This window comes from Streptomyces sp. TSRI0281, from assembly GCF_001905125.1.
Lineage (GTDB): Bacteria > Actinomycetota > Actinomycetes > Streptomycetales > Streptomycetaceae > Streptomyces.
Genome location: NZ_LWLE01000007.1, coordinates 115,521 through 127,052, shown reverse-complemented (window position 1 = coordinate 127,052; position 11,532 = coordinate 115,521). Strand labels below are relative to the sequence as shown.

Sequence of the window (11,532 nt, the reverse complement as noted above, 5' to 3'; positions counted from 1 at the left end):
GGGCCCGCGGCGCTGAGCGTGGGGTCCGGGCCCGCGGCGGTGAGCGTGGGGTGCGTGCGGTGCCGGTGTCCTGTCGGGGTGCGTACGGTGGCCGTGTCCTATCGGGTCCGGGCCCTGAACAGCACCCCCGAGAGTGCCACCGCCACCACCAGGATGCCCGCCGCCCAGGTCAGCGCGATCCAGGGGGTGTTGCCCACCGGCTGGTTCAGCAGGAGGCCGCGCAGGGACTCGATGGCCGGGGTGATCGGCTGGTGGTCGGCGAAGCCGTGCAGCCAGCCGGGCATCGAGTCGATCGGCACGAACGCGCTGCTCGGGTACGGCAGGAACGACATGAAGAACGTGAATCCGCCCGCCGCCTCCGGGGTCCGGGCGAGCAGGCCGATCGCCGCCGAGATCCAGGACAGCGCCACGATGTAGGCCAGGAGTACGGCGGCCACGGCGAGCCAGCCGGTGGCGGTGGCCGCCGGACGGAAGCCGATCAGCACGGCCACGCCGAAGACCAGTGTCGTGGAGACGAGGTTGCGTACGGTGCTCGCCACCACATGACCGGCGAGCACCAACGTACCGCCCACGTCCAGTGAGCGGAAGCGGTCGATGATGCCGCCCTTCATGTCCTCGCTGACGGCCACGGCGGTCGTGGCGGAGCCGAATCCGGCGCACAGGAGCAGCACTCCGGGGACGACGTACATGACGTACGAGTCGTACCGCGTGCCGGTGTCGATCGCACCGCCGAAGAAGTAGACGAAGATCAGCATCAGCATGATCGGGAGCATCATCGAGGTGATGACCGCGTCGATGTTGCGGCGGCTGATGCGCAGGCTGCGGCCGGTCATGACCGCCGCGTGGCCGAGGGCTCCGGATGCGTCAGACATGGGCCGGTACCTCCGTGGTGAGGGCCAGGAAGACGTCGTCGAGGGTGGCGGTGTGCACGGTGAGGCGGGCCACTTCCGTGCGGGCGGGGTCGATCTCGTCCAGCAGGGCGCGGACATGGGCCGCCGTGCCGTCCGTGGGCAGGCCGAGGGTGAGCGTCTCGGGGGAGTGGTGGACGGCCCGTCCGGCCAGCCGGAGATACGCCTCCCGGCTGGTGAGGACGAGATCGAGGCGGTGCCCGGCGACGCGTGACTTGAGGCTGTCGGCGGTCCCCTCGGCGACGATCCGGCCCTTGTTCAGGACGGCGATCCGGTCCGCGAGCTGGTCCGCCTCCTCCAGGTACTGGGTGGTGAGCAGGATCGTCGCGCCGCGTTCGGCGAGCCCGCGGACGACCTGCCAGAGCTGCTGGCGGCTGCGCGGGTCCAGCCCGGTCGTCGGCTCGTCGAGGAAGAAGACGCCGGGTTCGGGCGATCCGACGAGACCGGCCGCCAGGTCGAGCCGGCGGCGCATCCCCCCGGAGTACGTACGCGCCTGACGGCGGGCCGCGTCGGTCAGGTCGAAGCGGATGAGGAGTTCCTCGGCCCGGTGCCGGGCGGCGCTGCGGGAGAGGCCGGTCAGCCGGGCCATCATGCGCAGGTTCTCCTCGCCGGTCTGTGTCTCGTCGACGGCGGCGAACTGCCCGGTGAGGCTGATGGAGCGGCGTACCCGGTCGCGCTCGGCGACGATGTCGTACCCGGCCACGCGTGCGGTGCCGGAGTCCGCCGCGGTGAGCGTGGCGAGGATGCGGACGGCGGTGGTCTTGCCCGCGCCGTTGGGGCCGAGCAGGGCGAACACGGTGGAACGTTCGACGCCGAGGTCGATGCCGTCCAGGACCCGTACCGCCGGTTTTCCGTAGGACTTGGTGAGGCCGTGGGCCTCGATGGCGTACCGGCCCGTGGCCTGTGCGCCGCTCCGTCGGCTTCTGTCGCTCTCGATGATCACGATCGGTCCCCCTTCTGCGTATGTCATACGCGTTACTGTGTAAGCATTACGCAAAACTAGGATGGTGGTCAAGCGGGGGACCGGGGCCGGGCCGGGAATCGGGAAAAAAGGGAAATGGGGATTCGGTGGCGGAGAAGAGTGACGTGCCCGGAGCGGGCGACCTGCCGGCCAGCATCGAGGCCGCCTGGGGGCTGCGCGAGCGCCCGGTCAAGGGCCCGAAGCCGGGCCTGAGCCTGGAGCGGATCGTGGCCGCGGCGGTGGCGGTGGCGGCGTCCGAGGGGATCGCCGCCGTGTCGATGGGGCGCGTGGCCAAGGATCTCGGCGCGTCGACGATGTCGCTCTACCGGTACGTCTCCGCCAAGGACGAGCTGTTCCTCCTCATGCAGGAGGCGGCCATGGGCCCGCCCTCGCCGCTGCCCGCCCTGGAGGCTGGGGCGGGCTGGCGCGAGGCGGTCTCCGAGTGGGCCTGGGCGCAGCGCGGGATGTTCCACCGGAACCTGTGGATGCTGCGCATCCCGATCGCGGGCCCGCCCGCGAGCCCGCACTCGGTCGCCTGGTGGGAGCAGGGGCTCCAGGCGCTGGAGAGCAGTGGCCTGCCCGAGGGCGACAAGATCTCGGTGATCCTCCTCATCGCCGGATTCGTGCGGAACGAGGCGCTGTTGATGAGCGAGATCGCCGCCGCCGTCGAGGCGCGCGGCGTTCCGCCCGAGGAGGTCATGGCCGGGTACGAGCGCACCGTGAAGCGGCTCGTCGATCCCGTACGGCATCCGGCGCTCTCCCGGCTGCTGGACACCGGCGTGATGAGCGAGCCGGACGAACCCGACTACGAGTTCACCTTCGGCCTCGCCCGGCTGCTGGACGGGATCGAGGCGCTCGTCCATCAGCGGGGGCGATAGGGGCGGGGAGGGTGCGGTGGGCAGGTGCGGTGGGCAGGCGGGGTGGGGGGCGGCAGGTAGTCGTCCGCTACGTCAAGTCCGCTTGAGGTAAAGGGCGTAGGCTTTGTCGTCATGAGTGGAGAGAAGGCCGGAACCGGGCCGTCGGCGCATGTGCCGGTCGGTCTGCGGGAGCGCAAGAAGCAGCTGACCTATCAGGCGGTCTCCGACGCCGCGATCGCGATGTTCCTGGAGCGGGGCTTCGACAAGGTCTCGGTGGCGGAGGTGGCGGCGGCGGCCGACATCTCCAAGCCGACGCTCTTCCGGTACTTCCCCACCAAGGAGGACCTGGCGCTGCACCGGTTCGCCGACCATGAGGACGAGGCGGCCAGGGTCGTCGCGGGGCGGGCGCACGAGGAGACACCGCTGACCGCGCTGCGCCGCCACTTCCTGGCCGGGCTGGAGGAGCGGGACCCGGTGACGGGCCTCTGCGACGCCCCGGCGGTGCTCGCCTTCCACCGGCTGCTGTACGGGACGCCGGCACTGGTGGCCCGCCTGTACGCGTACCAGGGGCGCTCCGAGGCGGCGCTCGCCCACGCCCTGGGCGGGGACGGGGTCGCCGAGCGGCTCGCCGCCGGGCAGATCATCGCCGTACTGCGCATCCTCGCCGAGGCGAACTGGCGGCGGATCGACGCGGGGGAGAGCGCGGGGCAGGTGTACGCGGGGGCGGTACGGGCGGCCGATCTGGCGTTCGCACAGCTACGGGCGGGGCTGGAGCGGGAGCGGTAAGGGCGGGTGCGCCGAGGCGGGTGGCTGAGGCGGCGGTGCTGAGGCGGTGCGCCGAGGCGGTGGGGCTGTTTGCCGGGCGGGTGGTCAACCTTGTCGGTCAGCAGGTCAGCAGGTCAGCAGGTCAGCAGGTCAGCAGGTCGGAAGGTCGGGCCGGTCATTTGGTCGGCCCGTCAATCGGTCAGTAGCGCCGTGGTCAGGTTCTCCCGGTGGGCGGACAGCCACGCCTGGTGGCGGTCCCAGCGTTCCCAGCCGCCTTTTCCCTCAAGTGCCTCCGTATACGCGGGATCCCCGCCCGCCACGCGCCGCTCGACGAAGGCCCGGCAGACCCCGGTGGCCTCCTCGATCACGCCCGGCAGCGCGACCCGGTCCTCCCGAGTCAGCCCGTAGCCTTCGGCGAGCACACGGAGCCGGTGCGGCGCATCGAGACCGTCGCGCCCCGACATCGGCACCCAGTAGCGCGCCGTCATCGCGACATCCCACAGCGGTCGGCCGGGGGCGGCCAGGTCGAAGTCGATGAGGGCGGCGGCGCGGCCGTCGCGGAACACCACGTTCTCCAGGCACACGTCGTTGTGGCAGAGCAGCGCCCCGTCCGCCGCCCCCTGCGGATCGGCAAGTTCCGTCGGCCACCCGGCCGTACGGTCGAGGGGCACGGCCGCGGTCGCCACATGCAGAGCCCGGAGCAGCGCGCCCACCGAACGCAGCGCGCCCTCCGTCCACGCCCAGGACGGATACGGCGGGACAGCGACGTCCCCGGCTACGTAGGAAAGCCGTTCGCGACGGCCGGAGCCACCGATGTCCAGGGGCGCGCCGATGCTCAGAGGTGTGGGTACCCCGTCGAAGCCCCGTGCGGCCAGTGCCCGCAGATGGGCGTGCAGGGCGGTGGCGTGCGGCGGTGCGGGCCGTTCCACGACGTCCCCGTGGCGGATGACGGCACCGGCATGGGCCAGACCGCCGGACAGCACCTCGGGGCAGCTCATGCGTTCCGCCGCGGCGCACTCTTCAGGACGGGCCCCAACGCCCGTTCCAGATCGACCGGTTCGTGAAAGAGCACGCCGGTCATGCCGAGGGCGACGGCCGCCTCGACATTCTCGCGCCGGTCGTCCACGAACAGGCAGCGCTCCTTCGGTACGCCGGCCCGCGCGGCGGCGATCTCGTAGATCGCCCGGTCCGGCTTGGCCATGCCCTCCACGGCGCTGCTCACGACCTGGTCGGCCAGGTCCGTCAGTCCCAACGAGACGAGGTCCTGGTCCAGTTGGGGCGAGGCGTTGGTGACGAGCACCAGCGGGACGTGGGCCCTGGCCCGCCTCAGCAGCGCCACCACTTCGGCGTCCGCCCGGAACGGGGCACGCGCGAGCGCCCGGCCCAGCTCGCGGGCCCGCTCGCCCGTCACCCGGCCGTCCGCCGGAGCCTTCGCGGCGTCCGTCCCCCGATCCGTTCCCCGGTCCGTCAGCCCTTGCGCGATGGCTTCCGCCCACTCGTCCGTGGTGATCCGGCCGAGGAGGAGGGGGAGATCGACCTCGGGGGCGAAGGCCACCTCCATGGTCGTGCCCTCCGGAAGGCCCGAGGCCCGCTCCAGCTCCGCCAGCCGCGTTGTGTCGTAGAACCGGATCACGTTGTCCAGATCGCAGAGCACCGCGTCGAAGGGGCGTCCGCCGGACCGGAAGGCGCGGATGTCGTCCACCGCGTCGCGCAGCGTGGTGAAGTGGCGGTGCGCGCCGGTCGAAATACCTTGGTTGGCAGGGGAGTTCACCGACCATACGGTCATCCCGGCCGCCAGCCCCGCCCGCACCCCGGACGGGGCGTCCTCGATCACCAGGCAGTCCGCCGGGTCGGCGCCCAGCCGCTTCGCCGCCAGCAGGTACGGCACGGGGGACGGCTTGCCCTCCTCGACCGAGGCCGCGTCCACGATCACCTCGGGCAGCGGCAGCCCCGTACGGGTGAACCGGCCGCGCACCCGGTGCTCATAGTTGGAGGTCACCAGGGCCCAGGACCCGGCAGGCAGGGCGGCCAGGAGGTCCGCGGCGCCGTCGAAGGCGCTGTACGCACCGTCGCGTACGTCGTCGTCCTCCAGGGTGTGCAGCAGGTCCAGACACGCGTGCGGGTCCCGGTCCGGCGCGACCTCGGCGAAGGTCTCCATGGGCCGGGTACGCAGGGCCGTGCGGTACACCGTGTCGGGGTCGAGCCCGTATCGCCGGGCCCAGGTGCCCCAGATCCGGCGCTGGTTGTCGAGGGCGTCGATCAGGGTGCCGTCGACATCGAGGAGGACGTACTTCGCGGTCACTTCAGGTCTCCGTCCGGCGCTTCGGGTCCGCATCCAGGGGGTCCAGCAGGTCCAGCAGGTCTGCCGGGTCCGCCAGGTCCGTCAGGGCCGGCAGCTTCGTCGGTCCGGCCCGTCCGGCAGGTCAGATTCCCATCCGGGGGTGATTCCGTCGAGCGGCCGGCCGGCCGGGTTCCGGGTCCGGGGTCCGGGTCCGGGTTCCAGGTCCGGGTTCAGGACCCGGCCCATGACGCCGGTCCGGTTCTCAGTCCTGGGCCGGAAGGTCCAGGGCCGTCCCGTACAGCCGGGAGACCTTGATCCGGATCACCACGCGACGCTCCTCCACCACCTGTTCGAGGAAGGCCGCCTCCTCCGCCCGGCCCTCGAAACCCGGGGTCAGGGAGAGCAGCTCGCGGCCGACCGCATCACCGGGTGCCGTGGTCGGCCGCGACACCTCCGCCTCTCCTTCGGCCACGGCGAAGGACCAGACGTCGGGACCCTGGACATGGAGCGCGGCGCGTGGATTCCGGCGCAGTTGGCGGGCCTTGAGGCGGTCGACGGTCGTGGAGACGCGCAGGACGCGTTCGTCGGCGTCCCAGCGGTAGAGGACGGTGGACAGGTGCGGGTGTCCGGTGGACCGGACGCCCGCGAGGACTCCGAACTGCTGCTCGCCCAACAGCCGGGAGAGTTCGCTGTCGGTGAGGACGCGCGGGGCGGGCCCGCTCCGCGGTGTCGCCTCGCCCTGACCCGGACCCTGTGCCCCGGTCGTGGTCGTGGTCGCGGTGTCGGGCGCGGGCGCGGCCCCGGGCTCGGCGTCTGCCTCCGCCCCGGCGTCTGCCTCCGCTTTCGTGCCCGCCTTCGCGGCATCCGCGTTCGGGGTGTCCCGCAGCAGGACGAACGCGACCGCGAACGCCGCGACCAGGAGCCCCGCGCCGACCGTGAACGCCAGGTGGTAGCCGCCGGTCAGCGCCTTGGCCCGGCGGTGGCCTTCGCCGAGAAGGCTGTCGGTCCGGCCCGCCGCCAGCGTGGACAGGACCGCGACACCGAGCGCCATGCCGATCTGCTGGGTGGTGTTGAAGAGTCCTGAGGCGAGGCCCGCGTCGTCGTCCCGCGCCCCTGACATGCCGAGCGCGGTCAGTGCCGGGAGGGCGAGCCCGAAGCCTGCCGCCAACAGCATCACGGGGAGCAGATCGGTGACGTAATCCGCTCGCACCGGCACCCGCGCGAGGAGACCGAGGGCCCCGATCAGCAGGACGAGACCGGCCAGCAGAACGGTGCGCTCCCCGAACCGGGCGTTGAGCCGGGCCGAGGCGCCCAGCGATACGGCTCCGATGGCGACGGCGGCCGGGAGCATCGCGAGTCCGGTCTCGGCGGCCCCGTATCCCAGCACCTTCTGGAGGTGGAGGGCGACGAGGATCTGGAACGCGAACAGGGCCGCCACCATGAGCACTTGGACCAGGTTGGCGCCGGAGACGCTGCGCGACCGGAGGATGCGCAGCGGCATGAGCGGCGTCCGGGCGGTGGTCTGGCGGACGACGAAACCCGCGAGCATGGCCAGGGCGAGCGCGCCTTCGCCGAGCGTGGGCGCCGAGGTCCACCCGTACTCCCCGGCCCTGACGACGGTGTGGATGCCCAGCATCAGCCCGGCGGTGACGAGCAGGGCGCCGATCAGGTCCGCCCCGGCGGCGAGCCCGGAACCGCGGTCGGCGGGCAGGACGCGGAGCGCGATCACGAGGGCGGCCAGCCCGATCGGCAGGTTGATGAAGAAGATCCAGTGCCAGTCGAGGGCATCGGTGAGGACGCCGCCGAGCACCTGTCCGATCGATGCCCCGGCCGCACCGGTGAACGAGAACACGGCGATGGCCCTGGCCCGTTCCCGGGGTTCGGTGAACAGCGTGACGAGGATGCCCAGGCCGACCGCGGAGGCCATCGCGCTGCCGACGCCCTGGAGGAACCGGGCGGCTATCAGTACCGCCGGGCTCGCGGCCGCGCCGGCCATCAGCGAGGCCGCGGTGAACACGGCGGTCCCGGCCACGAACATGCGCTTGCGCCCGATCAGGTCGCCCAGCCGCCCGGCGAGCAGCAACAGGCTGCCGAACGCGATCAGATACGCGTTGACCACCCAGCTCAGTCCGGCGGGGGTGAACCCCAGGTCGCTCTGGATGGCCGGCATCGCCACGGTCACGATCGAACCGTCGAGGACGATCATCAGCATCCCCGTGGCGATCACCCCGAGGGCGAGCTTGCGGGCGCGTGGTGTGGGCGGTGCGGAGGGTGAAGACGGTGCGGAGGGTGAAGACGGTGCGGAGGGTGAAGACGGTGCGGAGGGTGCAGGCAGGGCGTCGGTGGTGGTGGTGGTGGCGGCGGAGGGGGGCGGTGCGGGGAGGGGAGGAGCGGAGGCGGGGCGCGTAACGACGGCGGACATCGGTCTTCTCCTGTCGGTTGAGGCGACAGGTTTGACCGTAGCAGATGGTTTTGTTGCGGACTATTTCTTTCGGTTCTTCTTTCGGGTGTTCCCCCGGGGGTCGCTCTCTACTTCTTGTTCTGGCGTGCCCTTCGTACCGGCCGGGGGTTCTCCGCGGGCGTGGCCAAGTGGTCGTCGGCCAGTTCGTTCAGGGCCCGGAGCAGGACCTCGCGGTCGGTGGCGGCGAGCGCGGCCAGCGCTTCCCGGTGAACCCGGTCGACGATCGCCTGACTCTTCTCGGCGAGCCGGGCGCCCTCCTCGGTGACCGCGATGATCCTGGCCCTCCGGTCCCGGCTGGAGGGACGGCGTTCGGCGAGACCGGCGCTCTCCAGGGCGTCCACCGTCACCACCATCGTGGTCTTGTCCATGTCGCCGATCTCGGCGAGCTGGATCTGGGTGCGCTCCTCCTCCAGGGCGTGGACCAGTACGCAGTGCATGCGAGCCGTGAGGCCGATCTCGCCGAGCGCCGCCGACATCTGGGTCCGCAGTACGTGGCTGGTGTGGTCCAGGAGGAAGGACAGGTCGGGTGCGGTGCGTGCGGGTGTCATGGCGGTCATGTCTGCCAGCGTAACAATTCGGTCCGTGGCGGATCGTCCGGAAGGGGATGTTCCTTCGGTCGGAGTCAGGGTCGGAGCCGGTGTCGGGGGTCGGGGTCGGGGGTCGAGATCTGGGGCGGCGCCGGGGTCGGGGCCGGACCGGGGGAGCGCTCATCCGCGCGGTGCGTGGCCGCGTACGGCGGGAAAGCCGTGGACGCGAGCGGCGATCACCACGATCAGCACCGGAAGCATGAGGGCGAGAGCGCTCCAGGCCAGCGAGGCCGGGCCGAGGGGCCCGAGCAGCAGGCCGCCGACGACCCCGCCGCCCGCCATCGCCACGTTCCACAGGGTGACGAGCATGGCCTGCGCGGCGTCCGCCGCGTCGCCTCCCGCGTCACCCGCGGCGGTCTGGAGAAGGGTGGGGGCGCCGCCCCAGCCGAGCCCCCACAGGGTCACCGCGGCATAGACCAGCGCCGGACTGTCGGCCGGCAGGGCCAGGGCGGCGGCCGCCACGGCGACCAGGAGCGCACCCGCGACGGTGAGCGCCCGCAGCCGTCGGCCGATCGTGGCCCCCACGACCCAGATGCTCACCAGTGAGGCGGCGCCGAAGACCAGGAGTACGAGGTCGGTGGAGCCGCCCATGCCGAAGCGGTCGAGGTACGAGGCGATGTACGTATAGAGGACGGTGTGGGCGAGGACGAACATCAAGGTGACGGACAGGACCGGTGTCACGCCGGGAACGCGGAGCGCGTGCAGGACCGGTGCCTGTCCGCCGCCGGGCCTGCCGGGCAGATCCGGGGCGGACACGGTGATCCAGCCGAGCAGCGCCACGGTCAGCACGCTCATGGCGAGGAATGCCACCCGCCAGCTGAGTACGGTGCCGAGGAAGGTCCCGGCGGGTACGCCCAGCGACAGGGCGACCGGAATCCCGGCCATGGCGATCGCGACGGCCCTGCCACGCAGATGCGGGGGCGCCATGCGGCGGGCGTACCCGGCCAGCAGTGCCCAGGCGAGACCTGCGGCCACCCCGGCGGCGAACCGGGCCGCCAGGGTGAGGGGGTAACTGCCGGAGAGCGCGGTGACCGTGTTGGCGACGGCGAACCCCGTCATCGCGGCGAGCAGCAGCCGCTTGCGCCGCCACCCCGCCGTGGCGGCGGTCAGCGGGATCGCCGTGAGCGCGGTTCCGACCGCGTAGACGGTCACGGTCTGGCCCGTCGCGGACTCGCCGACGCCGAGGTCGGCGCTCATGGCGGGCAGCAGTCCCGCGGGCAGGGTCTCGGTCAGGCTGGTGATGAACACGGCCGTGGCCAGCGCCAGTAGTGCGGACAGGGGGAGGGCGCGCTTCCCGGCGGCACCGGTCTCGGCGGCCTCACCGGTCTCGGCGGTATCGGCAGCGGGACCGGCGTGACGGGCAGGTTCGGCGGCGGTATCGGTGGCGGTATCGGCAGGGATTCGGGTGGTGTTCCGGCTTGTCATGCTGCGTATGCTCGAACCTTCACACTGATGTGAAGGTCAATGTGGCGCGATGTGAGGTGGGACACATGCGTATCGGGGAGCTGGCGGAGCGCACCGGCACGTCCAGGCGGCTGCTGCGTTACTACGAGGAGCAGGGCCTGATCGTCTCCGACCGTTCCCCGAACGGCTACCGCGACTACGACGAGTTCTTCGTGGACCGGGTGCAGCAGATCAGGGGGCTGCTCGACGCGGGGCTGCCCACCCGGATCATCAAACAGATCCTGCCGTGCCTGAACAAGCCCCGGATCATCCACTTCCCCGACGCGACGCCGGAGATGCTCGCCACGCTGGAGCATGAGCTCGACCGCATGACCGAACGCATCGCGTGCCTCGCCCGGAACAGGGACGCCGTGGCCGAATACCTGGACGAGGTACGCCGCGACGAGGCGGGCCGCGACGACCGTCCGGACGGACGGCCGCGCGACCGTACGGAGGGGAGCCCGGACCGACCGCGAGGGTGCCGCCGTCGCCGACCACGTACCGGAGACGGTGAACTGACCCGACGTCACCCGACCCGACCCGACCTGAACTGACCCAACGTCACCGGACCTGCCCCGATGCCGTCCGGACCGACCCGACGTCAGCCCGCGTCGCGCTCCGGCAGCGGGAACATTTTGCTCAGGCGGGGCAGCCGACGGGCCGCTTCCGCCGGGTCCCGTACGTCCCACTCCTCGCCGCTCGGCTCGGGGTTGCAGGGGAGTGCGATGCCCTTGGCGTCCAGCGCCTCCTCAAGGCCCTCCTCCTCGCCCGTCAACTCCTCGAACGCCTCGGCCGCGACGTAGTCCAGGCTCTCCCAGTCGGGCCACTCGTCGTCCTCCCAGTCGCTCATGGGCCGGCCGGTCAGCTGCTTCAGTTCCGGTTCGTCCGCCAGCGCGTCCGGGTCGGCCAGCACCCTCTCGTAGCCCTCGCGGCCGAGCCCCACCACCCAGAACTGGAAGTACCAGAAGCTGTCGTCGGAGCACCAGCCGCCGTGTATCTGCTCGGCGACCGCCCACATGTTCCAGGTGTCGACCCGTTGCCGCACGCGGTACAGGTCGATCTGGAACCGCACGACGTCCTGCGCCGACCGTTGCGCGAGCCGCTCGCGCAGCAGGTCCGCGCGTGCGTCACGGGTGTCCGCCCGCTGCCGGGAATCCTCGATCAGCGACCAGAAATCCTCGATGCTCTCCTCGTTCATGGCAGCACTCTGACAGCCGGGTACGACAGTGACCGGGCTGCGAGTACGACACTGACCGGGTGCGAGCGTCG

Annotated in this window: 10 protein-coding genes and 3 pseudogenes; 3 read left to right on the top strand and 10 right to left on the bottom strand. The window is 71.8% G+C overall.

Annotated features, from left to right (window positions below; genetic code table 11):
- Positions 1-98: 98 nt before the first annotated feature.
- Together A6A29_RS14435 and A6A29_RS14430 are read right to left on the bottom strand one after the other, a co-directional pair.
- Positions 99-872, bottom strand: coding sequence for an ABC transporter permease (locus tag A6A29_RS14435; RefSeq protein WP_073720466.1), 774 nt, complete (start codon positions 870-872; stop codon positions 99-101).
- Positions 865-1,878 carry an ATP-binding cassette domain-containing protein gene (locus tag A6A29_RS14430; RefSeq protein ID WP_079182747.1) on the bottom strand — a complete coding sequence of 338 codons (1,014 nt, stop codon included), beginning with the start codon at positions 1,876-1,878 and terminating at the stop codon, positions 865-867. Before A6A29_RS14430 ends, A6A29_RS14435 begins: the two co-directional genes overlap by 8 nt.
- Before the next feature lie 98 nt (positions 1,879-1,976).
- Between A6A29_RS14430 and A6A29_RS14425 the strand changes: the two genes are divergently transcribed.
- Positions 1,977-2,747 carry a TetR/AcrR family transcriptional regulator C-terminal domain-containing protein gene (locus tag A6A29_RS14425; protein ID WP_073720465.1) on the top strand — a complete coding sequence of 257 codons (771 nt, stop codon included), beginning with the start codon at positions 1,977-1,979 and terminating at the stop codon, positions 2,745-2,747.
- Between the two features lie 111 nt (positions 2,748-2,858).
- The gene (locus A6A29_RS14420; protein WP_073720464.1) at positions 2,859-3,512 is read left to right on the top strand and encodes a TetR/AcrR family transcriptional regulator; all 654 of its coding nucleotides are present in this window, start codon (positions 2,859-2,861) and stop codon (positions 3,510-3,512) included.
- 170 nt (positions 3,513-3,682) lie between these two features.
- Here A6A29_RS14420 and A6A29_RS14415 read toward each other — a convergent pair whose 3' ends face one another.
- The 7 genes and pseudogenes from A6A29_RS14415 to A6A29_RS14385 all read right to left on the bottom strand — a co-directional run bounded on the left by A6A29_RS14415 (position 3,683) and on the right by A6A29_RS14385 (position 10,245).
- Entirely contained in the window at positions 3,683-4,489 is an 807-nt protein-coding gene (locus A6A29_RS14415) for a phosphotransferase (protein WP_073720463.1), read from the bottom strand.
- Positions 4,486-5,184, bottom strand: coding sequence for an HAD-IA family hydrolase (locus A6A29_RS45800; protein ID WP_385730125.1), 699 nt, complete (start codon positions 5,182-5,184; stop codon positions 4,486-4,488). The genes A6A29_RS14415 and A6A29_RS45800 overlap by 4 nt, the downstream gene beginning before the upstream one ends.
- Positions 5,164-5,826 (bottom strand): annotated as a pseudogene (locus A6A29_RS46470) (HAD family hydrolase); the annotation flags it as partial. The gene A6A29_RS45800 and the pseudogene A6A29_RS46470, both read right to left, overlap by 21 nt.
- Positions 5,827-6,034: 208 nt before the next feature.
- Positions 6,035-6,451: pseudogene (locus A6A29_RS46465) on the bottom strand (pyridoxamine 5'-phosphate oxidase family protein); the annotation flags it as partial.
- Positions 6,452-6,628: 177 nt separating this feature from the next.
- Positions 6,629-7,984: pseudogene (locus tag A6A29_RS46460) on the bottom strand (MFS transporter); the annotation flags it as partial.
- A 317-nt stretch (positions 7,985-8,301) separates the two neighbouring features.
- Positions 8,302-8,790 carry a MarR family winged helix-turn-helix transcriptional regulator gene (locus A6A29_RS14390; RefSeq protein WP_073720462.1) on the bottom strand — a complete coding sequence of 163 codons (489 nt, stop codon included), beginning with the start codon at positions 8,788-8,790 and terminating at the stop codon, positions 8,302-8,304.
- A gap of 150 nt (positions 8,791-8,940) precedes the next feature.
- Positions 8,941-10,245, bottom strand: coding sequence for an MFS transporter (locus tag A6A29_RS14385; RefSeq protein WP_073720461.1), 1,305 nt, complete (start codon positions 10,243-10,245; stop codon positions 8,941-8,943).
- A 65-nt stretch (positions 10,246-10,310) separates the two neighbouring features.
- Here A6A29_RS14385 and A6A29_RS14380 point away from each other — a divergent pair, with 65 nt between their 5' ends.
- Positions 10,311-10,817, top strand: a complete 507-nt coding sequence (locus A6A29_RS14380; protein WP_079182744.1) for a MerR family transcriptional regulator — start codon at positions 10,311-10,313, stop codon at positions 10,815-10,817.
- A gap of 47 nt (positions 10,818-10,864) precedes the next feature.
- Here the strand turns inward: A6A29_RS14380 and A6A29_RS14375 are convergent, their stop codons facing one another.
- Complete coding sequence (locus A6A29_RS14375; RefSeq protein WP_073720460.1) at positions 10,865-11,461, bottom strand: DUF4240 domain-containing protein; 597 nt, start codon at positions 11,459-11,461, stop codon at positions 10,865-10,867.
- Positions 11,462-11,532: the final 71 nt, after the last annotated feature.